Annotated in this window: 24 protein-coding genes and 1 tRNA gene; 2 read left to right on the top strand and 23 right to left on the bottom strand. The window is 34.8% G+C overall.

The genetic code is table 11. The features are described 5' to 3' along the window. The first annotated feature begins 92 nt into the window (after positions 1-92). Complete coding sequence (locus BN2144_RS10930; RefSeq protein WP_033826334.1) at positions 93-1,208, top strand: IS4 family transposase; 1,116 nt, start codon at positions 93-95, stop codon at positions 1,206-1,208. A 741-nt stretch (positions 1,209-1,949) separates the two neighbouring features. Here the strand turns inward: BN2144_RS10930 and BN2144_RS10925 are convergent. The 11 genes from BN2144_RS10925 to BN2144_RS10875 form a co-directional block, all read right to left on the bottom strand. Then, positions 1,950-2,023 (bottom strand) — tRNA-Arg (locus BN2144_RS10925). A 162-nt stretch (positions 2,024-2,185) separates the two neighbouring features. Beyond that, positions 2,186-2,683, bottom strand: a complete 498-nt coding sequence (locus BN2144_RS10920) for a YfcE family phosphodiesterase (protein ID WP_033828264.1) — start codon at positions 2,681-2,683, stop codon at positions 2,186-2,188. A gap of 12 nt (positions 2,684-2,695) precedes the next feature. Then, on the bottom strand, positions 2,696-3,292 hold the full coding sequence (locus BN2144_RS10915) for an XTP/dITP diphosphatase (protein ID WP_033828263.1): 597 nt from the start codon (positions 3,290-3,292) through the stop codon (positions 2,696-2,698). 202 nt (positions 3,293-3,494) lie between these two features. Continuing rightward, complete coding sequence (locus BN2144_RS10910; protein WP_033828262.1) at positions 3,495-4,523, bottom strand: GerMN domain-containing protein; 1,029 nt, start codon at positions 4,521-4,523, stop codon at positions 3,495-3,497. 166 nt (positions 4,524-4,689) lie between these two features. Continuing rightward, a complete protein-coding gene (gene racE, locus BN2144_RS10905; RefSeq protein WP_033828261.1) occupies positions 4,690-5,502 on the bottom strand; it encodes a glutamate racemase in 813 nt (270 codons plus the stop codon). A 7-nt stretch (positions 5,503-5,509) separates the two neighbouring features. Then, complete coding sequence (locus BN2144_RS10900; RefSeq protein ID WP_033828260.1) at positions 5,510-5,950, bottom strand: MarR family winged helix-turn-helix transcriptional regulator; 441 nt, start codon at positions 5,948-5,950, stop codon at positions 5,510-5,512. Between the two features lie 352 nt (positions 5,951-6,302). Continuing rightward, complete coding sequence (locus BN2144_RS10895; protein ID WP_033828593.1) at positions 6,303-6,527, bottom strand: helix-turn-helix domain-containing protein; 225 nt, start codon at positions 6,525-6,527, stop codon at positions 6,303-6,305. A gap of 164 nt (positions 6,528-6,691) precedes the next feature. Next, positions 6,692-7,165 carry an acyl-CoA thioesterase gene (locus BN2144_RS10890; RefSeq protein WP_033828259.1) on the bottom strand — a complete coding sequence of 158 codons (474 nt, stop codon included), beginning with the start codon at positions 7,163-7,165 and terminating at the stop codon, positions 6,692-6,694. A 277-nt stretch (positions 7,166-7,442) separates the two neighbouring features. After that, positions 7,443-8,210: a succinate dehydrogenase iron-sulfur subunit gene (gene sdhB / locus BN2144_RS10885; protein WP_033828258.1), complete on the bottom strand. Its 768-nt coding sequence runs from the start codon at positions 8,208-8,210 to the stop codon at positions 7,443-7,445. 22 nt (positions 8,211-8,232) lie between these two features. Beyond that, positions 8,233-9,984, bottom strand: coding sequence for a succinate dehydrogenase flavoprotein subunit (gene sdhA, locus BN2144_RS10880; RefSeq protein ID WP_033828257.1), 1,752 nt, complete (start codon positions 9,982-9,984; stop codon positions 8,233-8,235). Between the two features lie 120 nt (positions 9,985-10,104). Further along, positions 10,105-10,716: a succinate dehydrogenase cytochrome b558 subunit gene (locus tag BN2144_RS10875; protein WP_033828256.1), complete on the bottom strand. Its 612-nt coding sequence runs from the start codon at positions 10,714-10,716 to the stop codon at positions 10,105-10,107. A gap of 300 nt (positions 10,717-11,016) precedes the next feature. On the opposite strand from BN2144_RS10875, the gene BN2144_RS10870 reads away from it, so the two are divergent. Further along, the gene (locus BN2144_RS10870; protein WP_033828255.1) at positions 11,017-11,463 is read left to right on the top strand and encodes a YslB family protein; all 447 of its coding nucleotides are present in this window, start codon (positions 11,017-11,019) and stop codon (positions 11,461-11,463) included. Positions 11,464-11,677: 214 nt separating this feature from the next. On the opposite strand, the gene uvrC is transcribed toward BN2144_RS10870, so the two are convergent. The 12 genes from uvrC to BN2144_RS10810 form a co-directional block, all read right to left on the bottom strand. After that, complete coding sequence (gene uvrC / locus BN2144_RS10865; RefSeq protein WP_042337859.1) at positions 11,678-13,489, bottom strand: excinuclease ABC subunit UvrC; 1,812 nt, start codon at positions 13,487-13,489, stop codon at positions 11,678-11,680. A 300-nt stretch (positions 13,490-13,789) separates the two neighbouring features. After that, positions 13,790-14,104, bottom strand: a complete 315-nt coding sequence (gene trxA / locus BN2144_RS10860; protein ID WP_033828254.1) for a thioredoxin — start codon at positions 14,102-14,104, stop codon at positions 13,790-13,792. 217 nt (positions 14,105-14,321) lie between these two features. Next, positions 14,322-15,299, bottom strand: a complete 978-nt coding sequence (locus BN2144_RS10855; RefSeq protein ID WP_033828253.1) for an electron transfer flavoprotein subunit alpha/FixB family protein — start codon at positions 15,297-15,299, stop codon at positions 14,322-14,324. Between the two features lie 33 nt (positions 15,300-15,332). Beyond that, complete coding sequence (locus tag BN2144_RS10850; RefSeq protein WP_033828252.1) at positions 15,333-16,106, bottom strand: electron transfer flavoprotein subunit beta/FixA family protein; 774 nt, start codon at positions 16,104-16,106, stop codon at positions 15,333-15,335. Between the two features lie 79 nt (positions 16,107-16,185). Then, positions 16,186-16,959: an enoyl-CoA hydratase gene (locus BN2144_RS10845; RefSeq protein ID WP_033828251.1), complete on the bottom strand. Its 774-nt coding sequence runs from the start codon at positions 16,957-16,959 to the stop codon at positions 16,186-16,188. A gap of 135 nt (positions 16,960-17,094) precedes the next feature. Further along, complete coding sequence (locus tag BN2144_RS10840) at positions 17,095-17,691, bottom strand: TetR/AcrR family transcriptional regulator (protein ID WP_033828250.1); 597 nt, start codon at positions 17,689-17,691, stop codon at positions 17,095-17,097. Positions 17,692-17,853: 162 nt separating this feature from the next. Then, positions 17,854-19,554, bottom strand: a complete 1,701-nt coding sequence (locus BN2144_RS10835; protein WP_280526429.1) for an AMP-binding protein — start codon at positions 19,552-19,554, stop codon at positions 17,854-17,856. A gap of 747 nt (positions 19,555-20,301) precedes the next feature. Next, positions 20,302-20,709 (bottom strand): DUF350 domain-containing protein, encoded by a 408-nt coding sequence (locus BN2144_RS10830; RefSeq protein WP_033828248.1) that lies wholly within the window; start codon positions 20,707-20,709, stop codon positions 20,302-20,304. Between the two features lie 58 nt (positions 20,710-20,767). Further along, entirely contained in the window at positions 20,768-23,122 is a 2,355-nt protein-coding gene (locus tag BN2144_RS10825) for an endonuclease MutS2 (RefSeq protein WP_033828247.1), read from the bottom strand. A 32-nt stretch (positions 23,123-23,154) separates the two neighbouring features. Next, the gene (polX, locus tag BN2144_RS10820) at positions 23,155-24,873 is read right to left on the bottom strand and encodes a DNA polymerase/3'-5' exonuclease PolX (RefSeq protein WP_033828246.1); all 1,719 of its coding nucleotides are present in this window, start codon (positions 24,871-24,873) and stop codon (positions 23,155-23,157) included. A 196-nt stretch (positions 24,874-25,069) separates the two neighbouring features. Then, a complete protein-coding gene (locus tag BN2144_RS10815) occupies positions 25,070-26,542 on the bottom strand; it encodes a DUF7305 domain-containing protein (RefSeq protein ID WP_033828245.1) in 1,473 nt (490 codons plus the stop codon). Then, the gene (locus BN2144_RS10810) at positions 26,526-26,954 is read right to left on the bottom strand and encodes a PilW family protein (protein ID WP_222860094.1); all 429 of its coding nucleotides are present in this window, start codon (positions 26,952-26,954) and stop codon (positions 26,526-26,528) included. The genes BN2144_RS10815 and BN2144_RS10810 overlap by 17 nt, the downstream gene beginning before the upstream one ends. Positions 26,955-26,957 lie beyond the last annotated feature (3 nt).

Below are 26,957 nucleotides of genomic sequence, written 5' to 3'. Positions count from 1 at the left end.
TTCAATTTTATTATTTCAAACAAAGAAAAAGTCCTTTATAATGGAAATAGTTGGTGGTAATCCGTCCAAATCCATTAAAAAGGACAACGCTCATGGATAAGATTACACGAAAAAATTCATTTGGACAATGGTTTTCACCGATAAATCTTCAATTATTAGAAGAAAACGTGAAAACAATGAAATTAGATTTCTATACAAAAAAATTAACGACAGAGTCATTTCTTAAATTATTACTTTTTGCACAACTTAAGGAAGTTGAAAGTCTTCATGCATTGGGCGATTGCCTTTTCGATGACCAACTTCAAAAGGCAGTAAACCTTGATTCTATAAGTATTTCTCAGCTATCTCGCCGATTAAATGGCATGAATCCAGATCTGTTTCAGTCGCTTTTCCTTGATCTAGTCGGACAAATTCACGCTAAAACACACTACACAAAACGAATCATGCCGTTAAAAATTATTGATTCAAGCACATTACCACTCAATTTGACCAATCATAGGTGGGCAAAGTTCCGTAAAACAAAGGCGGGGGTAAAGTTACATTTACGCCTTGTATTTATGGAAAAAGGAACTTCTTACCCTGAAAAGGCCGTGATAACAACGGCAAACGAACACGATCGTGGTCAGCTTGAGATTATGGTGGACGACAAGGAATGCATGTATGTGTTTGACCGTGGTTATCTAGACTACGAAAGATTTGACCGTTTGACAGACGATGGTTACTTTTTTCTTTCAAGGCTACGAAAAAACGCAGTTGTACGGGAGGTTTATGATTTTAAACTACCCGAGGGTTCATCTGTTTTATCGGATCAAATGGTCTTGATTGGAACGACACAAAACCGAGCTGAAAACTACTTTCGCCTTCTAAAAGTAATGGATTCAAAAGGAAATGTACTCCATTTGATCACGAATCGTTTTGATTTGAGTGCCGAAGAAATTTCAGAGATGTATAAATCACGTTGGACTATCGAACTATTTTTTAAATGGATCAAACAACATCTCAATATCAAAAAATTTTACGGTCAAAGCGAATGGGCGATTCAAAATCAAGTGTTTATTGCACTGATTGTTTATTGCTTACATATCCTCGCACAAATCGAAACAAAAAGTAAGCGTAAAATCTTGCAAATTAGTCGTTATTTAAGGGCTGCATTGTGGAAACCAGCGCATATTTGGATTCGAAAAATCGAAGGAAAAACTGTCCCTTAATCATTAAAATGCCGTTGTTGCACAAGTCTTAATTGTATATAAATTCTGAATGGATAGGGCCACCTTTAGTTGGGTATTTACTTTTTTGGCCCTAAGTTGGGAAAATAATTAATCTGAAAATTATGACATTATTTATGCAACACTAGTGATATTGATGTTGAAATATATTTTGCACTCAATAAAACTGCATATATTAAAAACAAAATACCACTTACTATAAAACTTCTCATCGAATCCCTCCAAAATAAGATATATAGTTATAATTCAATGAAATCACAAAAACCGACTATTTTCTATTGTCGCCATATTAATACTTATCAGAATACTAGGTGCAAGGAAAGTATAGGTAATTTCTATAATCAGAGCATCGTTCGTGTCAATCCTCAAGTAAACTGCCCTTTAGTTTATTTTTGACTATTACATATCTAGACGATTACGGAGACATTGAAAATGTCTAACACTTATACTTACATTGTTAAGGAGTTGGAAGAAAGTGACCGGATGAAAAATGCGGATGTATTCGAAAAAGTGATGATTGGATAGCTAATATTCAAAGGAAGATTTTTGTCCTCCTCGTGTATGGTAATTCGGTAAATTTTTGTGTAAACAATGTGTAAAACGGTATAAAAACACACCTATTTTTGGAGTTTTCTACAAAAAACAAAAACACGTTAATTCGCTTGATATATCTGCGTTTTAACGTGTTTGAAGGTGATCTTATCGTACCCTAATTTAACGTAACGTCCCAGGAGAGATTCGAACTCCCGACCGACGGCTTAGAAGGCCGTTGCTCTATCCAGCTGAGCTACTGGGACATGGTAATAATATATATTAAGTTCCTCTTTATTTATTCCGATGCTTAACAAGGACAATGTTAATTATATATAGCTTCATTCCAATTGTCAACACTATTTCAGGAAATTTTTTGTGGAATTTTTCTAAAGGGGGAATTCCCCCTTCTCAATGAAATCTTATTTTCAATGAAATGTTTCTTGAAAAAGTTCACCTTTTCCAAACTCATAAACATGAATTATTTTCTTTTCATCTTGTACTTCCAAAATAATATATGTTCGTTCTTTACGTCCACGCGGAAATGCCATACTACCAGGATTAATAAATAGCATCCCATCAATCATTTCATAACCGAGGATATGAGAATGGCCAAAACAGGCAATTGTCGCATTGTGCTCCATTGCTTCATACCGTAAATTCATCAAATTCGTTTTTACATGATGTAAATGTCCATGGGTTATAAAGATTTTTTCCTTACCAGTTTCTATCACTGCTTGAAGAGGAAAATCATCTCCATAATCACAATTCCCCCTCACGATATGAAACCCTTGAATGGCCGGATGATCTTTTTCTAGTTCGGAATCACCACAATGAAGATAGAAGTCCATATTTGGATGCATATTTTTAAGTTGGAAAAGTTCTTTCTCTAGACCATGGCTATCACTGCAAATTAAAATATTCATATGAACACTTCCTTAATTCCCATTTTCTTGAATCCACTTATGTAATTTCCGTATTGCATCTCCTCTATGGCTAATTTGATTTTTCTCTTCTGGTGTCATTTCTGCCATCGTTTTGCCAAGGCTTGGAACATAAAAAATTGGGTCGTAGCCAAACCCTTTATCGCCACGTTTTTCTGTTAAAATCATCCCTTCACACTTGCCATTAATAATAACTGATTTTTTATTAGGGATAACTAATGCTAATGTACAATGAAAATGAGCGGTTCTTTTTTCAGTTGGAACACCCTTCATTTCGTCTAAAACCTTCTTAATATTTGCTTCATCATTTTTATCAACACCGGCATATCTCGCTGAATAGACTCCGGGACGTCCATCTAGCGCATCAATTACAAGTCCAGAATCATCTGCAAGAACCATCTTATGAAGGAGATTCGCTATACCCTTTGCTTTTAACAAGGCATTTTCTTCAAATGTCACACCAGTTTCTTCTATTTCTGGAGCATTTGGAAAATCCAATAATGTTTTAACTTTAAATCCTAACGGTTCAAAAATTTCAGCAAATTCTTTTACCTTCCCAACATTTTTCGTTGCTATAATTAGTTCTCTCATTAGTATACCTCTTTTATTAATATTTTTTAATTATTTCTAGCGTCATCGTATTTCTTGATATACTGTTCTTACCTTGGATATAGATTTGCTTTTATCGCAAACACCAAATCTACTGACAACTTCTTTACAGCTCTACATGAAATAAAAGAAAAAAGGCGGTATTAACCCCCTCACCAATTAATTATATTATATCAAATTTCTTTTAATAACTGCTAGTGTTTACAGAAGCAGGGCGTGTAACTGGCTCTGATAATGTTTGTCCATCTTGATTCACAACATTCGTATCACCATTTACTTGGATAGATACACCTTCTACTCCTTCTTGTTCCGTTAATGATAATACTAATGGTTCTAAAACTTGTTTAGATACTAGCTTTTGATCATAACTTCCATAAATATTTTCATTGAAATTTAATTTTACAATGCCATTATCTAATTTTGGTTCATCGACAAGTTGTACATCTGGCATAAATAGCGTGTATAACGTTGAAGATGTATTCGGTCCTTTTATAAGTTCGTTCACTACAGCCATAACCGGATTATCAACTTTATTACTTACCCGTTTTGTTACTGGAACGTAGTAACTTTTTTCATTTGATTGTGCAAGGTAATACACGGTTACTGGATAAGTATTTGTAATATCAGCCACATTTGTTTCAATATTAATACCATTTTTTCGAGTTAATTCTCCATTAATCGGTGTTCCGTTTACCGGCATTTCTTTCAACTGTTTACCATTTAATTTTAAGTTAACTTTTTCAATTGAATCAAATTGTGTTAACGTCCACGTAACAGATTGTAAAATTTTTAATTCATCCTCTGGCGCATATTCTGTAAATTCATTTGAAAAATTAACAGTTGCTACTCCATCTTTTATGTCGACAGATGTTTCTGTTCCAGCTGGTAACACAGCACGGAAATCATTTGGTAATTGGTCTGTAATTGGACCATCTTTAACTAAATGATCTAAAGCTTGTTTTGCTACACTTTCTGTATTTGGAAGCTCAAATGTCTGTGGGACGACATAGCCATCTTTGTCAATTAGATACAGCTCTGTTTTAACTTTCCCTTCCTTTTCAGTCTCTGCACCATCATCCTTTGTCACATCTAAATCTTCTTCATATGATACATCTTGAGGTGGGTCAATACTCTCTTTTCCTCCAATAAGAGAACAAGCAGATAGCATGAAAACCATGGCTGCTAATATAAAAATGTTTCTAATAAACTTCATACATTTCCCCCCATAACAGTTTGTATTACATGTATATAGGGTTGTGGGACAAAATAGACCGAACCATCTAAAAAAATTGGACAAACAGATAAAAAATCTTGTGGAAGTGAACATATAACTAAATATCATCTTCCACAAGACTATGATGTTTATCAAAAATCATTTGTTAAGTTGTTAAACTCGTTAAATTTGCTGTTTCAACATGAATTTCTTCTAATTCTAACCATTGCTGAGCTATATTTTTAAACATTGTCTTAGAACCTGTTGTAAAAAACGCATGATGTGGGCCATCAGTTGATCCATTTAACATACTAGTATGATCAAGAATAACACTTGCTTCACGAGCTGTTTCTTCTCCTGAACTAATTATCTTTATTTTCCCCTCAAAATAGGACTCAATTACAGGTTGTAATAAAGGATAATGCGTGCAACCGAGTATAAGTGTATCGATATTCGTCCCTTTTAATGGTTCAATGGATTCAGCAACTACTTTTTCTGCTAACTTTCCTGTCCACTCACCACTTTCTACTAATGGAACGAGTTTTGGGCATGCCAATCCATGTACTGTTACCCGTCTACGAATTTTTTTCAAAGCAAATTCGTATGCTTTACTATTAATCGTCATTTGAGTTCCGATTACCCCAATTCGATTCGTTTTAGAAACTTTTATAGCTGCCCTTGCACCTGGATGAATGACACCTAAGACAGGAATAGGTAGGCTTTGACGTATTTCATCTAGTGCTACTGCTGTTGCTGTATTACAAGCAATAATTAACATTTTAATTTGATATTGTTCTAGGAAACGAGTCATTTCCCAAGTGAATTTTCGAATTTCTTCACTGGATCTTGGACCGTATGGACAACGAGCAGTATCCCCTAAGTATATAATTGATTCATGGGGTAACTGACGCATCATTTCTTTAACTACCGTTAATCCTCCCACTCCTGAATCTATGATGCCTATTGGATTTGATGACAAACTTTCTTCAACCTTTCATATTTTTATGTAATTTATTTAAGTTATTTTGTAATAAAATAATTTCTTCATCACTAAAATCTTGCAATATTTCATGTAGGTAATGTTGACGTTTTTTGATAACTTCATCAATAATTCGAGCACCTTCTTTTAAAAGCTGAATCCGAACGACACGCCGATCCTTTTCATCTTTTACACGCTTAACTAAATTATTTTTTTCCATTCGATCGATTAAATCGGTTGTTGTACTAAAAGCTAAATACATTTTTGTAGATAGTTCACCAATCGTCATGTCACCTTCTTCAGAAAGCCATTGTAATGCAACAAACTGTGGGGGTGTAACGGTATAATGACTTAATATTTCTCGACCTTTTTGTTTCACTAAACCAGCAATATAACGTAAATCTTTTTCTATTGCAGCTATAACTTTTTCATCAATTGTTTTCTCCAAATAAACCCCCCCTTATTCCTTATTTCCCGCGGCAAAACGTTTGAATTGTAATACACAAAAGGCCATTAAAAAAAGCTTAAATTAAAAGGATTAAAGTGTCAAATTGTATCTTTTCCCTTTATTTATCGTTGTTCGTTCACTTATATTCTTTCAACATTTCAACCATAACAACGACTCTTGTATATTTTCTAACTTTTATTGTGAAAATTCAAGTCTTTTTAAAATAGGCTATGTGGAGAAGTATTATTGTCTAAACTTTCAATTAATATTTACTTTAAAAATTCAATCAGGGCTCTCCATGATGATAAGGTTGAAAAGTTAAACCGGCCTCCATGATGGATGCCGGTATTTTTTAAAGCTTTAACTCCCCCATGCGGAGAAGTTCGACGACAGCTTGTGAACGCCCCTTTACTCCAAGCTTTTGCATGGCATTTGAAATATGATTTCGAACTGTTTTTTCACTGATAAATAACTCTTGTGCTATTTCTTTTGTCGTTTTATCTTGAACTAACAATTCGAATACTTCCCTTTCTCGTTTTGTCAATAATGGCTTATGTGTGAAATCATTCTCCTTCAAATACATGAACCCTCCTTGCCTTCGCCAGCTAGAAAACGCGGGGATGGGTATGAATCGTCACCATATCATATGTGAAGGCAAGGCTTGGAGTGACAGCTTTCCAAATTTTATAAGTGAAATAGGCGGGAAATAAATTCAATTGCACATTGTTTTCCATCTAATGATTAAAATGCAGAGACCTTTGATATCATATGTTTTTCTAGGGTCATTTGTTCTAGTTCAGACCATTTTTCACCTTTTCCAGTTTCAGTATTTAATTTAACTAATGTTCCTCTTCCTGTAAAACAAATTTCACCATTGTCTTTTTCTCCCATATAGTGAAGATCTATTGAACTTGTGCCTATCTCATGAATTTTTACATACACATTTATTTTTTCGTCAAAAAACACTTGTTGAATATAATCACATTGTAAGTTCGCAACAATTGGTATACATTTTTTATTTGATTCCATCCAATGCTCCATAAGACCTAAATGATTCAAAAATTCAATACGAGCTTGTTCAAAGTAAACGAAAGGCACTGTATTATTTAAATGACCGAACATATCTGTTTCTGAGAATCGAACCTTAATAGGAACATAAAATTGAAATTCTTCTTTCCATAATTCGTAATTGTGTATATAACTTATATGCTTCACAACCGTACCTCCTCTATTAATATTCGTTAAACGGCATTGAAACCCGATGAACGAATCATCCTTTAATATTTCTTGACGTCCCTGAGTTTTCTTTAATGTGATTATGAATGTTTCATATCTCACATAGTAAATGATTTGATGGAATGTGAATGTATACTTCCCTATGGGCTAAGAGAATGAATGAATAGCCATTCATTTCCTACTAAAAAAATGGTTGACTGGAAACGAATTAGTCAACCTTATTAAAATTAAATATGATCATTTTAGAATCTATCTATTAAATAGAATAGTCACTACCAAAGAAGTTCCGGAACATTTGAACAGTCGCTTCTCTATTCAAGGCAGCAATTGAAGTTGTTAATGGAATACCTTTCGGACATGCTTGTACACAGTTTTGTGAATTACCGCAGTTTGCAAGACCTCCATCACCCATAATCGTTTCAAGTCGTTCCGCTTTATTCATCGCACCTGTTGGATGAGAGTTGAACAAACGAACTTGCGATAACGGAGCTGGTCCAATGAAATTAGATTTATCATTCACATTCGGACAAGCTTCTAAACATACCCCACAAGTCATACATTTGGATAATTCATAAGCCCATTGACGTTTACTTTCAGGCATTCTTGGCCCAGGTCCAAGATCATAAGTACCATCGATTGGAATCCAAGCTTTCACTTTTTTCAATGCGTCAAACATCCGGCTACGATCAACTAATAAATCACGGATAACTGGGAATGTACGCATTGGTTCTAGACGAATTGGTTGTTCTAATTGGTCAATCATCGCAGAACATGATTGTCTTGGTTTTCCATTAATAACCATAGAACAAGCACCACAAACTTCTTCCAAACAGTTCATTTCCCATTGAACTGCAGTCGTTTTTTTGCCATCTTTCGTCACGGGATTCCGTTGTATTTCCATTAAAGCCGAGATCACATTCATATGTGGACGATACGGAATTTCAAATGTCTCCTCATAAGGGTCAGAATCCGGATTGTCTTGTCTTTGAATGATAAAAGTAACTGTTTTTTGTTGTTCAGCCATTGAATAATTCCTCCCCTTTTCATTAATGTTTTTTCGTATAATCCCGTTTTCTTGGTGGGATTAATGATGTATCAACATCTTCATAATGGAATTTTGGTGCCTCATCTGGACCAACATATTTTGCCATTGTTGTTTTTAACCATTCTTCATCATTACGCTCAGGGAAATCTGGTTTATAGTGAGCACCACGTGATTCATTACGATTATAAGCACCTAGAGTAATGACACGAGCAAGTTGTAGCATATTGAACAATTGTCTTGTAAATGCTGCCCCTTGGTTACTCCATTTAGCCGTGTCGTTAATATTAATATTTTTATAGCGTTCTAATAATTCCTGAATTTTTTCATCTGTTTTTAATAGACGGTCATTATAACGTACAACAGTTACGTTATCTGTCATCCATTCTCCTAATTCTTTATGAAGAACATATGCATTCTCAGTACCATCCATTTTCATAATATCTTCCCATTTTTGTATTTCTTGTTTTTGATAACGATCAAACAAGCTAGAAGATAATTCATCTGAACTCTTGTCTAAACCTTCAATATATTTTACTGCATTAGGACCTGCTACCATACCTCCGTAAATTGCCGAAAGTAAAGAGTTTGCACCTAACCGGTTAGCACCATGTTGTGAATAATCACATTCACCTGCAGCAAATAAACCTTTAATATTTGTCATTTGATCATAATCTACCCAAACTCCGCCCATCGAATAGTGGACAGCAGGGAAAATTTTCATTGGAACTTTCCGTGGATCATCACCTGTGAACTTTTCATAAATTTCGATAATACCACCAAGTTTAACATCCAGTTCATGTGGATCCTTATGAGATAAATCAAGATAGACCATGTTCTCTCCGTTAATTCCTAATTTCATATCAACGCAAACATGGAAAATTTCGCGTGTTGCAATATCACGTGGAACAAGATTTCCGTATAATGGATATTTTTCCTCTAAGAAATACCACGGCTTACCATCTTTATAAGTCCAAATCCGTCCACCTTCACCACGTGCTGACTCACTCATTAAACGAAGCTTGTCATCGCCAGGAATTGCTGTTGGATGAATTTGGATAAATTCTCCGTTCGCATAATAAACACCTTGTTGGTAAAGAATCGCATGTGCAGATCCTGTATTAATGACAGAGTTTGTCGATTTTCCAAAAATCATGCCTAAACCGCCAGTTGCCATAATAACAGCATCGCCACGGAAAGATTTAATTTCCATTGATCTTAAATCTTGTGCAACGATACCGCGGCACACTTCTTCATCATCGAGAACTGCCCCTAAAAATTCCCAGTACTCATATTTTGTTACAAGCCCTGCAACTTCATAGCGTCGAACTTGTTCATCTAAAGCATATAATAGCTGTTGTCCTGTTGTAGCCCCTGCAAAAGCAGTGCGGTGATGTAATGTTCCACCAAAACGTCTAAAGTCTAGTAAGCCTTCTGAAGTTCGGTTAAACATAACACCCATACGGTCGAATAAATGGATAATACCTGGTGCTGCTTCTGTCATCGCTTTTACTGGAGGTTGGTTTGCTAAAAAGTCCCCTCCGTAAACCGTGTCATCGAAATGTATCCATGGTGAATCTCCCTCACCTTTCGTGTTAACGGCACCATTTATTCCACCTTGTGCACATACAGAGTGAGAACGTTTAACAGGAACAAGTGAGAATAATTCGACAGGCACTCCTGCTTCAGCTATTTTAACAGTTGCCATTAGGCCGGCCAGACCGCCACCGACAACTATAATTTTACCTTTACTCATTTGTCACTCACTCCTTGAATAATTTCTGTAAATAATCGTTCGTATACACTTGTTCAATATTTATCATATTAAATAAAAACAATTAAAATCATTATTGTATTCTGAAATATTTTCATAGAATCATGCAAACGCTAAAATAGCACGTACACCAACGAATGATAGTGCTAAGAAGATTACAATTGTTACATACGTATTGATTTTCTGTGAGTGTGGTGAAACAGTAATTCCCCAACTTACACAGAATGACCATAGTCCATTTGATAAATGGAATGTTGCTGCTACAATCCCAAGAATATAAAAGAATAGCATAAATGGATTATCAACTATATTTGCCATCATGTCGAAATTAACTTCTGCTCCATAAAATGCTTTTGCTAACCGTGTCTCCCAAACATGCCAAGCGATAAAAATAATTAATATAACACCAGAGACTCTTTGTAAAAAGAACATCCAGTTGCGAAATTTCCCAAACCTGCCCAAATTATTTTTAGCAGTGAATGCGATATAAACCCCATAAATCGCATGGAATAAAATAGGAATATAGATAAATAAAAATTCTAAAACAATTAAAAATGGAAGACGTTCCATAAACCCTGCAGCTTCGTTAAATGCTTCAGGACCTTTTGTTGCATTATAATTAATCATTAAATGCATGATTAGAAATAACCCTACCGGAATGACTCCTAGGATTGAATGTAATCTCCGGTGCCTAAATTCTCGGTTATCAGCCATCTTTACATGTACCCCCCTTAAGATTATCGTACACTATTAATTTAGAAAACTATGGCAAATATATGACATGTTCATTGTAAACCTTTTTATTCATAGCGTCAAGAAAACGGATACAGAAAAAGCAATATTTGCAAAGTGTTTATATTAATAACTGTTTATTAGAAAAACTAATCTTTAACTATTTTCCATTTATACCATTTATTTCAATAAATATATCAAAATAATTTTTTTCCAACGAAAAAACATAAATAAAAGATGTTTTTTTGTATATAATAGATTTAAAGAAATGGGGGAGTATGATTGAGTAAAAGAGCAATTGAAAGTGTGAATATTCATGAGTTATCTGTTCCTGGCTTTGGTTATGAACTCATACGAGAAGATTTATTAAATGAGATATTAGGTAATGATGCCTCAAACATTCTGTATTGGGCGGGAAAACGTTTGGCGAGAAAGTATCCTCTATTTTCTCTAGACGAACTAATTGAATTTTTTATAAATGCAGGTTGGGGGCGATTAGAGCTTCTTGGGGAAAAGAAGGACGAATTGGAATTTTCACTTACAGGAGATTTGATAGAGTATCGTCTGAAAACAAAAACATCATCAACCTTTCAATTAGAAGCTGGATTTTTAGCTGAACAAATCCAACAGATGAAAAAAGCTTATGCCGAATGTTTTGAACATCCAAGAAAACGGGACTATACGATTATATTCACCATTAAATGGGACAAAATACCTTATAACTTATAAAATAATTTTACATGTAGTAAGAAAGAAACTCAGGACGCTCGAGCCTTTAGGCAACCAAAGAGACTAGAGTTCGCTTGATAAGAAAGAGAGTTTTTCGGCTTTGATGTAGCTGCTTACGCCTTCCTTGTGCGCTTAAACGCACAAGGAAAGTCATTTATATTTATCATTAGCCAATAAAAGCAATTGGTATATCACCAATTGCTTTTATTTACTTTTAACCTTTTGTTTTATCTATCTCTTCGTTTTCTTCAGCATGTAGTACTTCCATAATCGATTTTGCTACATTTTCTGGCATACCGATATGGATAAAATCCTCTACTGTGGCTTCTTTCATTTTATTAATTGAACCAAAATGTTTCATTAATTGCTTTTTCCTTTTTTCACCAACCCCAGGAATATCATCTAATATAGATTGGAACATCGACTTTCCACGTAATTGGCGGTGAAATGTAATGGCAAACCGATGAACCTCATCCTGAATACGTTGTAATAAATAAAATTCTTGACTATTGCGAGCTAACGGTACGATTTCCAATGGTTCGCCATAAAGGAGATTGGCGGTTTGGTGTTTATCATCTTTCGCCAGTCCCGCAACGGGTATTTCTAGATTCAGCTCATTTCGTAAAATATCTTTCGCAGCTTCTATTTGTCCCATTCCTCCATCAATTAAAATTAAATCAGGAAGAGGCAAATTTTCTTTTAAAACTCGAGAATATCTTCTACGGATTACTTCTCGCATCGATTCATAGTCATCTGGACCTTCAACTGTTTTAATTTTATATTTTCGGTACTGTTTTTTGTCAGGTTTCCCATTCGTAAAAACTACCATTGCCGAAACGGGATTCGTACCTTGTATATTCGAGTTATCAAATGCTTCTATTCGATATGGTGTATATATTCCCATTTCCTGGCCTAATTTTTCAATTGCTTTAATTGTTCTTTCTTCATCTCGTTCAATGAGTGAAAATTTTTCCTTTAGAGCGACTGATGCATTCTTCGTCGCTAAGTTGACGAGATCTTTTTTCTGACCACGTATTGGCTGTAAAATTTTTACTTCTAATAATTGCTTAGCCAATTCACCATCTATTTCTTTCGGTAGTAAAATTTCCTTTGGTTTAAAATGATTGGCTTTTTCATAAAACTGTCCTAGAAAAGTTAGCATTTCTGCTTCTGGATCATCATAAAACGGAAACATTGAAACATCCCGTTCAATTAATTTTCCTTGGCGAATAAAAAATACTTGAACACACATCCAACCTTTGTCCACCGCATAACCGAATACATCACGATCTACAAAATCTTGCATCGTCATTTTTTGTTTTTCCATCGTTGTTTCAATCGCACTAATTTTATCCCGATATTCTTTTGCTCGCTCAAAATCAAGTTCTTCGGCTGCTTCCGTCATTTTTGCAGTTAATTGTTTTTTTACTTCATTATAACCACCGTTTAAAAATTTAGTAATTTCATCAGTCATTTCTTTATATGTTTCCTCGGAAATATCATTTACACAAGGTGCTAAACATTGACCGATATGATAATATAGGCAGACACGATTGGGGAGTGTGGAGCATTTCCGCAGCGGATATAGTCGGTCTAATAATTTCTTTGTTTCTTTTGCTGCAGTAACATTCGGATAGGGGCCAAAGTATTTTCCTTTATCTTTTTTCACTTTCCGCGTAATAATTAGTCGAGGATGACGCTCAGCCGTTAGCTTTATAAACGGGTAGCTTTTATCATCCTTCAGCATTACATTGTATTTTGGGTTATGTTTTTTTATTAAATTCATTTCAAGAATCAATGCTTCAATATTAGAAGAGGTAATAATATATTCAAAATCCTCTATTTCACTGACCAATGCTTGGGTCTTTCCATCATGTGAGCCTATAAAGTAGGACCGAACGCGGTTTTTTAGAATTTTAGCCTTTCCAACATAAATAATGGTACCTTGGCGATCTTTCATTAAATAACAACCGGGTTGGTCTGGTAACAGGGCTAGTTTCTCTTGTATTCTTTTTTTCGTATCCATAATTTTCTTTCACTCCATTTTAAATGGAATAACGTTCCTTTTATATTTAGACTGTTTTCCAAAAGTTTGTTGCTTTTTGAAAAAAATTACCTGTAGTTGATCTTGGCGGCGACATCAGAATCTCGCTAATCGTATTTTCCTCGTGCGATGTTTCACTATTAAATGCATTCTTTATCTATAGTAAGAATCCGCCTTAGCAAAAGAACAATAAAGTTTATGAAAACAGCCTATATTTATCAATATTTTAACAAAGGTTGACGTAAAAAAACAGCCCGTTATGGACTGCCTTAATTTGAACTATTATAAATGGCTATTGATCACTTCTTCTAGAGCTTCTTTTGGACGGTAGCCAATTACTTTATCAACAATTTCTCCGTCTTTAAAGAAAATTAATGTTGGAATACTCATCACACCATATTTTGCTGCTGTTTCTTGATTTTCATCAACATCAAGTTTGACGATTTTAACTTTGTCGCCCATTTCAGCATCAATTTCTTCAAGTACTGGTGCAATCATTTTACATGGTCCACACCAAGTAGCCCAGAAATCAGCTAAAACTAAACCTTTACTCGTTTCTTCTGAAAAATTTTGGTCTGTTGCTTTTACAATTGCCATTAAATAACCCTCCTAAACTATTTATCCTTATCGACAGTAGTATATCACTGTACGTTATGAGTTGCTAAATATTAGACTCACAGATATTTTAACCTAAAAGGAAAAAAATAACCAATAGTTTACCTGAGTTGAATTTGAATATGAGCGATGACTTTACAAATTAATAAGTCCCGTACTCAAGCAAGACTCGATTAAGTACGGGACTATTTTTACTGCATTATGCATTCACTTTTAACTTTTTAAGTTCTTCTGTTAAAATAGGTACCACTTCAAATAGGTCACCAACGATTCCATAATCGGCTACTTTAAAAATATTTGCTTCTGGATCTTTGTTTATCGCAACAATTACTTTTGAATTAGACATACCAGCTAAATGTTGGATAGCTCCGGAAATTCCACATGCAATGTATAAATCTGGTGTGACAACTTTACCAGTTTGACCTATTTGTAATGAATAATCACAAAATCCTGCGTCACACGCTCCACGAGATGCACCTACAGCACCACCTAGTACATCTGCAAGTTCTTGTAATGGTTTGAAACCATCTTCACTCTTTACTCCACGGCCTCCAGCAACAACAACCTTTGCTTCTGACAAATCCACGCCTTCTGTTGCTTTACGAACAACTTCTTTAATAATTGTTCGTAAATCTTTAATTTCAACGTCTAAAGTTGAAATTTCACCATTTCTAGATTCATCTTTTTCGAGTGGGGCGATATTATTCGGTCTTACTGTCGCAAATATAATTCCGTCTGTGACAATTTTCTTTTCAAACGCTTTACCAGAATAGATTGGACGTGTGAAGACTACATTTCCACCAGTTACTTCTACTTCAATCACATCGGAAATTAAACCCGAATCAAGTTTACTTGCAATCTTTGGAGATAAATCTTTTCCAAGAGATGTGTGACCAAAAATAATTGCTTCTGGATCTTCATTTTCAACTACTGCTAAAAGGGCTTGTGAGTATCCATCAGAACTATAATTATTTAATTGACTATTTTCAACAACTACAACTTTGTCTGCTCCATAATGAATTAAGCTATTCGCTAATTCACTTACTGAGTCACCGAGTAAAACCCCTACAACTTCTCCACCTTCAGATACAGTTTTTGCAGCTGCTATCGCTTCATATGATACGTTTCTTAAAGCACCGTCTTTAACTTCACCTAACACTAAAACTTTTCTTCCCATTTCATTACCCTCCTTGTCGTATTCTTTGTGAACTTAGATTACTTTCGCATCTTTATGCAGTAAGGAAACTAATTCTTGTATTTGTTCGTTCAAATCACCTTGTAAAATTTTACCAGCTTCACGTTTTGGTGGTAAAAATACTTCAATTGTTTTTGTCTTTGCTTCAACATCGTCCTCATCAATGTCCAAATCATCCAATTCTAATTCTTCAAGCGGTTTCTTTTTCGCTTTCATAATCCCAGGTAAAGATGGATATCTCGGATCATTTAATCCTTGTTGAGCTGTTACTAATAATGGTAGAGTTGCTTCAATTTTTTCCTCGTCACCTTCAACATCACGTACAACGCTTACATTTGTTCCATCGATTTTCAAGTCTGTAATTGTTGTAATATAAGGGATTCCTAGTAAATCAGCAACCCGTGGACCGACTTGGCCTGTTCCATTATCGATTGCTACATTCCCACCGATAATTAAATCCGCATCCTTATCTTTTAAATATTCCGCTAAAATTTTAGCAGTTGTATATTGATCTGTTACTTCAAGATCATCTTCAATATTAATTAAAACAGCCTTATCTGCACCCATAGCTAAAGCAGTACGCAATTGCTTTTCTGCATCTTCTCCACCGACAGTGACGACTGTTACTTCACCACCATGCTCATCACGAACTTGTATTGCCTCCTCAACAGCGTACTCGTCATAAGGGTTAATAATAAATTCAGCACCATCATCATTGATTTTCCCATTATCAATTGAAATTTTTTCTTCCGTGTCAAAAGTTCTTTTTAACAATACATAAATATTCATCCGTTACTCCCCCCTATTATTCTTTTAAAAATGAAATTATTAGAAATATACTCACTAATCTATTATAAGTGATTTACCACTATTTTCCCACAAAATTCGGTTGTCTTTTTTCAATAAATGCTTGGATTCCTTCCTTCGCATCTTCTGTTTGGAAAACTTCACTAAATAATGTTGCTTCTTTTTCAACACCAGTAGAAAATTGGTCTGTTTTCGTATATGTTAAGAGATCTAAAATCGCTTTAACAGATGATGGACTCTTCCTTTCGAACTTTTTCGCTAGTTTCATTGTTTCACTAAAAAGCTCTTCCTCTGGATAGGCCCTTAGTGCAAGTCCATACTTTATCGCCTCAATACCAGTGATTGGTTCACTAGTAATCATCATTTCAAGTGCTTTTTCTGTACCGACGAATTTAGGCAATCTTTGTGTTCCAGCAAATCCAGGGATAATACCAAGTGACAATTCAGGTAAACCTAATTTGGCATTTTCAGCCACTAAACGAATATGGCAGCTCATTGCTAATTCTAACCCTCCACCTAAAGCTGCTCCATGAATCGAAGCAATTACAGGTTTTGGATACTGTTCAATCTTATCCATAAGCTTCTGACCATTTCGTGCTAACTCATAAGCTTTCTCTTGTGAACTAAATGTAGTAAATTCTCTTATATCTGCTCCAGCACAGAAAAATTTACCTTCCCCTTTAACGACGACAACACGCACATCATCATTCGTTGCTAATTCTGTCAATACTTCATCCAATTCTAGCAACAGTTCTTTTGATAGTGCATTTGCCGGCGGACGGTTTAATGAGATGATTGCTGTTTTCCCTTCTATTTTTGACTGTAAAAACGCCATTTCCCATCCCTCCTATTACAAGTCTAGTACGATAAATATATATGTATGTTCGTACCGTAGATTGTATGCATAATGCTAATGGATGTGGAAAGATTTTATGCCATACATCTCGGTACGAATCATATTCATGAATGATTAGATTGCCTTTCCTTTGTTACCGCAGCCATTAATTAGTAAGCGATGAACTTCCGGTGCTAGACTGATTAAATCATATTTATGATCATTCATAATCCATGTCGTTACCGTTTCATCAATTGTTCCAAAAATCATTTGTCGAGCTAAACGGATATTCAATTTCGGATCAAATTCTCCATTTTTTGTACCTTCATCTAAGACTTTATCAATAAGTTTCAAATAGCCTTTTAAAATATCATTAATTTTGAAACGTAAATCTTTATTTGTTTGCCTTAGTTCCAGCTGAGTGACAATAGCCAGATGGTGATCCTCAGATAAACGACGAAAATGCTTTTCTATTAAAAGTAATAATTTTTCTGAGGCGGTATTTTTTGTTTTCGTTACTTCTTCCAAATCATTGATAAAATGACCCATTTTTTCACGAAAAAGAGAAATTAGTATATCCTCTTTATTTTTAAAATAAAGATAAATCGTTCCGTCTGCTACACCTGCTTGTTTAGCAATTTTTGAAACTTGTGATTGGTGATAACCGTTTTCGGCAATCGTTATTACTGCGGCATCAATAATTTGCATATACTTTGGCTTTTGTGTTTTCAAATCGTTCACCTTCAGATAAATTTTTCTGTAACTCTTGGTGTCAAAAGTATATGAATGAATAATCATTCATAATTTTATAATAAAAGTTATTTTATCATTTGTCAAACGATTCTCTTATATTTTTTTAGAAAAAAAGAGAGTTAAGAGCTACTCTTTAAGAAACTATGCTTCTCTTTCTTTTGCCTCTGCCATTTTCTTCTTTTCTTCTTCAACTAACTGACGTCGTAATATTTTTCCAACTGTTGTTTTCGGAAGTTCATCTCGAAATTCGTACATTCTCGGTACTTTATAAGCAGCAAGATTTTTTCTCGCATACTTATTCATTTCATCTTCTGTAATCGAAGCGCCATCTTTCAAGACAATGTATGCTTTTACCGTTTCGCCTCGATACGGATCTGGAACACCTGCAACAACAACTTCTTTTACTGCTGGATGTTCGTATAAAACTTCTTCAACCTCGCGTGGGTAAATATTATAACCGCTTGCAATAATCATATCCTTCTTACGGTCTACAATGTAAAAGTATCCTTTTTCGTCCATATATCCCATATCACCGGTGAATAACCAACCATCTTGTAGCACTTGGTTCGTTTCTTCTGGACGATTCCAATATCCCTTCATCACTTGCGGACCTTTTATCACTAATTCTCCAACTTCTCCTGGAGGTAATGGCTCCCCTGTTTCTAAAGAGCGAATTTCAGCATTTGTATCTGGCCATGGTAAACCAATACTTGCAGATACCCGTGTACCATCCCACAAAAGATTTGCATGTGTTACCGGCGAGGATTCAGTCAGCCCATATCCTTCAACTAGTTTTCCACCTGTTAATTTTTCAAACTGTTCTTGAACCTCGACAGGTAACGGCGCTGAACCACTAATACAACTATCAATAGATGATAAATCATATTTTGTTAAATCTGGGTGATTCAACAGACCAATATACATTGTTGGGGCACCTGGAAACATCGTTGGTCGTTGCGACTGTATTGCCTTTAACAATGTTTCTGGGGCTGGCTTTGGTATAAGAACCATTTTTGATGCTTGCAAAACAGATAGAATCATTACCGTTGTCATGCCGTATACATGAAAGAATGGAAGTGCACCAAGTACAACTTCTTCTCCTTCTCTACACCGATACAGCCAAGCTTGACACATTTTTGAATTAGCAATTAAATTTCGATGTGTCAACATAACTCCTTTTGGAAAACCAGTCGTTCCACCAGTATATTGTAGGATTGCCAACTCTTCATCACAATTAATGTCTAGAACTGGATCTGACGTTGGTTGTTCTTTCATAATTTCTTTAAATAGATGATGATTTCCCTTATGTTCGACTTTAACTGAAAATCCGTATTGTTTCTTTTGAATATACGGATACACTAGATTCTTTGGAAATGGTAAGTAATCTTTAATTGCTGTTATAATAATATGTTGTAAATTTGTTTCCCCTTGAATTTTCGTAATACGCGGAAATAAAATATCTAATCCAATAATTGCCTTTGCTCCTGAATCTTTCATCTGAAAAGCTAATTCTCGCTCTGTGTACATTGGATTTGTCTGTACAGCAATCCCGCCCGCAAATAATATCCCGTAAAAACTAATGACTGATTGTGGTGTGTTCGGCAGCATAATAGCCACCCGGTCCCCTTTTTTAATTCCAATTTTTTTCAAATAGCCTGCCATCTTTAAGGAAGATTCATATACTTCTTTATAAGTTAACTCCTTACCATTAAAGTGGATGGCAATCTTATCTGGATACTTCTTAGACGTATTAACTAATACTTGTTGCAGGGATGAATTATCATACGTTAATGTGTGCGGAATTTGTGGCGGATAAAGCTGTAACCATGGTTTATTTTCCATAATCTCCCCCCTTTGTCGTAAAAAAGAACAACAAAAAAATAATGATTCTAATTGTTCTTTTCTTTATCATAGCTAATTTTAAAAACGTTTACAAGATTAAATTTTTGTAAAATAAAAAATCTATTGTGAATTAGTAAACATAAGAACGTATAAATAATAAAAGGCAAGCTGATACTATTAAAAAAGGTAAATTTATACATAAATAAGGAAAATTATACACATTCAATTATAGAGAACTTTCTAAAAAATAGATTCACGAAAAACGTTGTTGATTCTATTCTATTTTTTTTAAACAAAAAAGTTTAAAGGTAAATGAAAAACTTGGGGAAAACGGTCGCCTATAAGAGTTATAGATTCCTACTTTGAATAAAAATCCAGTTAACGGTCATCTAAAAGAGTTATAGACGACTAATTCATGGTAAAAAAAGTGGAAGAGGTCATCTAGAAGGGCTATTGATAAAAAAACCAGATTTCAGAATGTGGATGTGACGAAATTTTATACTTTCTCTTTTGAAAAAAGCTTCAGATTACATCCGAACTGTTCGGATATAATCTGAAGCTTGATTATCTTTAAGTCGATATGTCTATAAAAAGTAAATTATACCTAGTAACAGAAAGGCACCACAGCAAATGATTAATATTTTGCCAAGTTTCTCCAACCGCTTCCTCCCCTTGTAAAGATGTAATCCATATATTTAAACGAGGATTGATTCATTAACTAGAAACTCTTATTCTCATCTTCACTAACTAAATAATTCCGGCTCCGATAACATATGAAAGTCCAACAGAGATAACCATCGATATAAAACCAACGGCACGGTTATCACTTGCAATTTGCTCATCAACATTAAACGTTGGTGTTAAAAATTCAAAAATATAGTAAGCAATAAGTAGTAATAAGAAACCGAAACATCCCCAGCCAAACATAACAAGTAATGAATCATTGTGCATAATTGAAAAGCGAAAAATATTTAAGATACCAAATATTTTTCCTCCTGTTGCCAATGCAACCGCCATATTCCCCTTTTTTATTTCTTCCCAATTATTATATTTTGTCACTAATTCAAATATGGCTAGAAATACGAGTGTGCATAAGATCGCAACACTATAATATGCTGCCTGTATAATCAAACTATTTTCCCAAAAGTTTGCCATAAATATCCCTCGTTTGCTTCTAGTCGTGCTCTTAATCTACGTTCCCATTACCTAAATACTATTTAAACTCAACAACAGTAACACCTGTTCCACCTTCATTTGCACTTCCAAAATGAAATGATTTTACTTGACGATGTTTTTTTAAATAATTTTGTACACCTGTGCGAAGTGCTCCTGTACCTTTACCATGTATGATTGAAACACGCGGATATCCAGCAAGTAACGCATCATCAATATATTTTTCTACTTTCACTAGCGCATCTTCAAAACGTTCGCCACGTAAATCAAGTTCTAAACCAACATGATATTCCTTTCCTTTAATTGTCGTTATTGGCTTTGGTTCTACTTTTGGTTTACTATGGATGATTTCAAGATCTTTTTCATTCACTTTCATTTTTAAAATACCAATTTGAACTTGCCATTCATGATCATTGACCTTTTCAATTAAATGTCCTTTTTGGTCGAAGCTAATCACTTTCACTTCATCCCCTGGTTGGAATTGATGGACTTCTTTTTTGTCTGTCGGTATGGAAGTTTTATTTTTCGATTTTGGAACCGCTTCTTCCAAACGTTTTTTCGCTTCAATTAATTCATGCTCTTTAATTTCAACTGACTTTTGTAATTGTAACTGTCTTAACCGTTTAATAATTTCATCTGCTTCATGTTCCGCATGTTTAATAATCGATTTCGCTTCTAGTCGCGCTTTTTCATATAATTCATCTTTCTTTTCATAATAATCGACCATCGCTTTTTGCAAGTCTGCATGAATTTTTTCTGCGAGTTTCAAATACTCTCTTGCTTCTTTTTCCTCTGTTTCTGCTAGTTTCGTCCGTTCTTCCAGGGAAGCAATCATATTATCAACTTTATTGGTTTCCTCATGAATTTGGCTTTTTGCTCGTTCAATAATTCGATCTGATAATCCAAGTCGCTTCGATATTTCAAATGCATTACTTCGACCAGGAACACCAATTAGAAGGCGATAGGTTGGACTTAATGTCTCAACATCAAATTCTACACTAGCATTCGTTACTCCTTCTCGATTATACCCATATGCTTTTAATTCTGGATAATGCGTTGTTGCAATGACACGAGCTCCACGATTATGAACCTCATCTAATATCGCCATTGCAAGAGCAGCACCTTCCTGTGGATCTGTACCAGCTCCAAGCTCATCAAACAAGACAAGACTCTTGAAATCAACATGATTTAATATCTCTACAATATTTACCATATGAGATGAAAATGTGCTTAAACTTTGTTCAATTGATTGTTCATCACCAATATCAGCAAAAATTGATTGAAATACAGCAACCTCTGACCCATCTTGTGCTGGAATATGTAATCCTGCTTGAGCCATTAATGTAATTAATCCAAGAGTTTTTAAAGTAACGGTTTTTCCACCCGTATTCGGACCTGTAATGACAATTGTTGTAAAATCAGTTCCAAGTTCAATATCATTCGCAACGACTTCCTCTTTCGGTATAAATGGATGTCGTGCCTTAAAAAGGCGAATTCTTCCTTCCTTATTAATCGCTGGCTTTGTCGCTTTCATTGCCGCACCATATTTTGCTTTTGCAAACATAAAGTCTAGTTCACGTAATGTTTCAACAAGGACTTTTAACTCTTCACTATATGCTGCAGTCTCTTTTGATAACTCTGTTAAAATTCGTTCGATTTCAAGTTGTTCTTTTATTTTTGCTTGGTGAAGCTCATTATTCAACTGAACAACCGGTTGAGGTTCAATAAATAATGTTTGTCCAGAGGAAGATTGGTCATGAACCATCCCACCGAAATGGGTTCGATATTCTTGTTTTACAGGAATCACAAATCGGTCATTACGAATTGTTATAATCGCATCTGATAACATTTTTTGTGCACTTGATGAACGAATAATACTTTCTAGTTTTTCACGTACTCTAGCTTCAAATGTGCGCATTTGTGTTCGGAGAGTACGTAATTTTTCACTAGCACTATCTAAAACTTCCCCATTCTCGCTAATCGAACTACTTATACTACGTTCCAACTCATACGGAGGATTCATATTTTCATGAAATTCTGTTAATATTGGTAAATTCTCTTCATCAGTTACTTCTTCGAGATACTTCTTTAATTGTCGACTAGCTCTTATCGAACTTGCAATTTGGACGAGTTCATCGACGTGAAGCATACCACCAATTTCCGACCGTTTAATTGCCGGCAAAATATTAAAAATTCCTCCAAGTGGTACATGACCCTTAAGACGAATGACGGTGGCAGCCTCATCGGTTTCCTCTTGAAGTCGAATCACTTCCTCATAGTTTGTCGATGGAAATAAGTTTTCAATCCTTTCTTTTCCTAAATTAGATGCGGCAAAGGCCATTAATTGATTACGAATTTTATTAAATTCTAATGTATCTATTGCTTTATGATTCACGGAGATAATCTCCCTTCGTTTTCGTTAATGTATTATGAAGTTTTGTTTAATATTAACTGTAACTCTTTCAATGACTTTGTATTCATAACCGTATCTTTTTTCAACCAGGCACTTCTTGCGTAATTTACCCCAATTTCCATATTACTTAATGTATCGCGGTGATGACTATCTGTATTGATCATTATTTTCACACCCGCTTCTTGAGCCTTTACTAAATGTTCTTTTCGTAAATCTAAACGTCTAGGACTCGCATTTAATTCTAGTATTGTATTTGTATCTTTAGCGAGTTGAATAAGCTCATCAATTTGTACAGAATATCCTTCACGCTTACCAATTTTTCTTCCGGTCGGATGAGCGATGATGTTAACGTACGGATTTTCACACGCTGTTCGTAACCGTTTCATAATCATTTCCTTACTTTGCCCAAAAGCTGAATGAATCGAAGCAATGACAAAATCTACTTCTTTTAATAAGTCGTCATGAAAATCGAGTGTCGCATCAGGTAAAATATCCATTTCAATTCCAGTAAAAATCGTAAAATCGGAATATTTTTCATTTAATTGATGTATTCTATCCATTTGGCGTCGTAAGCGGTCTTCTGTTAGACCGTTAGCTACTTTTAAAAATTGGGAGTGATCTGTAATCGCCATATATTCATAACCTCTTAAACGACATGCCTCTACCATTTCCTCTAATGAATGGGCACCATCACTCCATGTTGTATGCATATGCAAGTCACCACGAATATCCGTTAAAGTAACTAAATTATTTAATTCATCAATGCGTTCGATTTCAGATCCATCATCCCGAAGTTCCGGACTTATAAACGGTAACTGAAAATGATGATAAAAATCGGTTTCAGTAGAAAAAGTGAGTACTTCTCCTGTTTCTATTTGTTCAATTCCATATTCACTAATTTTTTCATGGCGTTCTTTTGCAAGTTGTCGCATGCGAATATTATGTTCTTTTGAACCAGTAAAATGATGTAGGGTTGTTGCGAATTGATCCCGTGTAACGATGCGAAAATCAGCTGAAATATCGAATTCAAATGAAAATACACATGATACTTTCGTGTCTCCTTGATTAGTCAGTTCCTTTATATTCGGCATTTTTAATAGTTGTTCTTTTACTAGGTGGGGCTCCGTTGTTGCGATAATAAAATCTATATCTTTAACGGTTTCTTTCGTCCGCCTGATACTACCGGCACGTGAAAATTTTTCAATCGAATTCATTCCGGCTAACTGCTCTTCAATCCATGTGACAATTGGCAATACCGAAGCTAGTGGTAAACGTTCAGGACGCATGCCTAATTCTTCAATACTTTTTAAAATTTTTTCCTCTTTCTTTGGGCCAAATCCCTTTAATTCTCGAACTTTCCCCTCTTCACATACCCGTTTTAAATCATTTACATTTTCTACATCGAGTTCATTATATAATTTAGCAATTGTCTTTCCGCCGAGACCAGGAATTTGCAAAAGAGGGATAAGTCCTTTTGGAACCTCCTCTTGCAGTTGCTTTAAAACTTCTGATTGACCTGTTTCTATATATTCATCAATAACTGCAGCAGTTCCTTTTCCAATTCCAGGTATTGCTTGAAAGTTATCAATTTCAATTAACAATCTTTCGTCTAGTTCTAATGCATTTGCCGCTTTACGAAAGGCCTGTATTTTAAACGGATTTTCCCCTTTTAACTCCATGTAAATCGCGATTGTCTCTAGTAATCGAATCACTTCTTTTTTACTATCAATCATTGAATTCACCCCGTTATATAGAGCAATAATTGGATTAAAATACTTAAGCTCTATATCTATTTTCACCTTTCTACTTTACCATTTTTTCTATAAAAGGAGAAATGGGTTGCTAGCTATTTATACGAATTTCCTCATTTAAAACATGAGGACCAATACACAATGAAAATACTGTGGTTGGTCCTAAAATCTTTTACAATTATTTTTCACGTGTTGGTTGCGTCTGTATTGAAATTGTTCCTTTAGACGATCCTAAAAAGGGGGGTAAATCTTCTACATCATGAAATTTCTCATATTTTACAAATCCACCACCTGTTCCAGTAAAGGAGTTCGCAACAATGGAGCCGACAATTTTCCCACCACCAGATAAATTCACTGCTGCATTTGGAGCATAAAAAATTTGTGTAAGGGCGTTCGTACCGCCATTAATATTTACCTCTGTTCCTCCTGTTACAATTGAACCTTGAAAACCTGATCCTCCCGTCATTGTAATGTTTGCACGCTCAGCGAATAATGATCCATAGATTTTTTGAGCACCACTCATTGTTAAATTTCTTCCTTTATAATAAATGTCTAACTGTTTAATTTTTTCTTTAACTGATTGAGGATTCTTAGGCGAATTAATTTCAGCTCCTCCACCTAGCGTAATATTATTTTTTACAAAAATTGTAAGTTTCCCAGTTCCAATAATATTTATTTTCCCCTGTGGCATGTTCATTTCATTGACTACTAAACTGTGATTGCTATTGCCAATGTTTATATTCAATGTATAATTTTGATTTATAATTATTTTGTCTAATTGGAGATTTTCCCTCATATCTAACGTGTAATTATTTACCATCCAATTATTAATATATAAAGAGCCGTTTTTTATAACTTCATATGTATTCCACTGATTGTGAATAAATAGTTCATCACTTATCATTGGATATGTTGGGTACTCAGGAAACACTGGCATGTGAAATGTCTTTATTTCGTTTAACTTTACAATCTTATTGGGTATATTCATATAAGCAGGCTTGTCTATAATATCATCTTTTGCATTAGGACCGACGAAAATATCCCCCGTAATTTTCGCTCCACCATCAAGTCGAATTGCCCCTTGACTAGATGAGTTGATTCCCGTAGCTCCGTCAATATATGCGCCGCCTAATAAGTCAATATTCTTATTCACAAAAAGAGCCGTGTTTGGAAGATTCACAGATGAGTTTTGTGTGAAATCAACACTAAATTTCTTCTCAGCTGTTCGTGAACGATTTCCTATAACTCCTTTTGATATGATTTTATAGTCTCTTTCATTACTGGAGTTTGCATTACTTTTCTTTACTTTCACTACTTTAACTTCTGCTTTAGGTTGATTATTAAAGGACTTCTCGAAATCTGTATACATGTCTATTTCGTTTAATTTTAATTGTTCTTCAACATGTTGAAAGAAAACTTCCGCACTAGCTTCCTTATTTATCGCATCCAACTCTTTATATATTTCGTCCATCTTATAATTAATTCCTGATTCAGCAATATAATAAGAAGCTTGGCTTGACCTTTCACCTGAACTCATCTTAACATTGTTCATTGAAAGTGTTATAATTGATAATCCTAAAATCGTGACGACTGTTAAAATGAATACAACCATTGTTAAAGCAATTCCTTGTTCATTATTTTTCCAGCTCACACGCACCCTCTCCGTTCTCCAGCCTTATTGATATGGTTGTTTCAGGTAAATTTCCGATTACTACTTTCACTTCATTCAGATTACAATCCATAGAAACATTGAAAACTTTAATATTCGTTGCAATCAATTCATTATTTTTCTTTAAATCTGTTCCTTCCAATTTATATATATCTGTATTGTTTATTACTAGCTCTTGATGTCCGCGAGCATTCACAAAATTCGCTCTTCTTATATCCCTCGTTATCCTATTCATAGCCAATCTTTCTTCTGTTTGTACTTGAACTTCTTTCGATTGGATATTCATTTGATTTTGTGACATGAGAAAGATAGAGCTAGCAAATAGAAGGATGATTGAGAGGAGGGAAAGGGCTACTAGTAATTCAACTAATGTAAGTCCGTTGTCATTTCTCATTAG

Source organism: Bacillus andreraoultii (genome assembly GCF_001244735.1).
GTDB classification, from domain to species: Bacteria; Bacillota; Bacilli; order Bacillales; family Caldibacillaceae; genus Caldifermentibacillus; species Caldifermentibacillus andreraoultii.
The sequence above is the reverse complement of the archived record's forward strand: the minus strand, read 5'-3'. Positions and strand labels throughout refer to the sequence as shown.

What these genes read in the sequence shown, in the direction of transcription:
- BN2144_RS10930 (WP_033826334.1), top strand. Translation starts at nt 93, where the DNA reads ATGGATAAGATTACACGAAAAAATTCATTTGGACAATGGTTTTCACCG.
- BN2144_RS10920 (WP_033828264.1), bottom strand. Translation starts at nt 2,683, where the DNA reads ATGAATATTTTAATTTGCAGTGATAGCCATGGTCTAGAGAAAGAACTT.
- BN2144_RS10915 (WP_033828263.1), bottom strand. Translation starts at nt 3,292, where the DNA reads ATGAGAGAACTAATTATAGCAACGAAAAATGTTGGGAAGGTAAAAGAA.
- BN2144_RS10910 (WP_033828262.1), bottom strand. Translation starts at nt 4,523, where the DNA reads ATGAAGTTTATTAGAAACATTTTTATATTAGCAGCCATGGTTTTCATG.
- sdhB (WP_033828258.1), bottom strand. Translation starts at nt 8,210, where the DNA reads ATGGCTGAACAACAAAAAACAGTTACTTTTATCATTCAAAGACAAGAC.
- sdhA (WP_033828257.1), bottom strand. Translation starts at nt 9,984, where the DNA reads ATGAGTAAAGGTAAAATTATAGTTGTCGGTGGCGGTCTGGCCGGCCTA.
- BN2144_RS10875 (WP_033828256.1), bottom strand. Translation starts at nt 10,716, where the DNA reads ATGGCTGATAACCGAGAATTTAGGCACCGGAGATTACATTCAATCCTA.
- uvrC (WP_042337859.1), bottom strand. Translation starts at nt 13,489, where the DNA reads ATGGATACGAAAAAAAGAATACAAGAGAAACTAGCCCTGTTACCAGAC.
- trxA (WP_033828254.1), bottom strand. Translation starts at nt 14,104, where the DNA reads ATGGCAATTGTAAAAGCAACAGACCAAAATTTTTCAGAAGAAACGAGT.
- BN2144_RS10855 (WP_033828253.1), bottom strand. Translation starts at nt 15,299, where the DNA reads ATGGGAAGAAAAGTTTTAGTGTTAGGTGAAGTTAAAGACGGTGCTTTA.
- BN2144_RS10850 (WP_033828252.1), bottom strand. Translation starts at nt 16,106, where the DNA reads ATGAATATTTATGTATTGTTAAAAAGAACTTTTGACACGGAAGAAAAA.
- BN2144_RS10845 (WP_033828251.1), bottom strand. Translation starts at nt 16,959, where the DNA reads ATGGCGTTTTTACAGTCAAAAATAGAAGGGAAAACAGCAATCATCTCA.
- BN2144_RS10835 (WP_280526429.1), bottom strand. Translation starts at nt 19,554, where the DNA reads ATGGAAAATAAACCATGGTTACAGCTTTATCCGCCACAAATTCCGCAC.
- BN2144_RS10830 (WP_033828248.1), bottom strand. Translation starts at nt 20,709, where the DNA reads ATGGCAAACTTTTGGGAAAATAGTTTGATTATACAGGCAGCATATTAT.
- polX (WP_033828246.1), bottom strand. Translation starts at nt 24,873, where the DNA reads ATGATTGATAGTAAAAAAGAAGTGATTCGATTACTAGAGACAATCGCG.
- BN2144_RS10810 (WP_222860094.1), bottom strand. Translation starts at nt 26,954, where the DNA reads ATGAGAAATGACAACGGACTTACATTAGTTGAATTACTAGTAGCCCTT.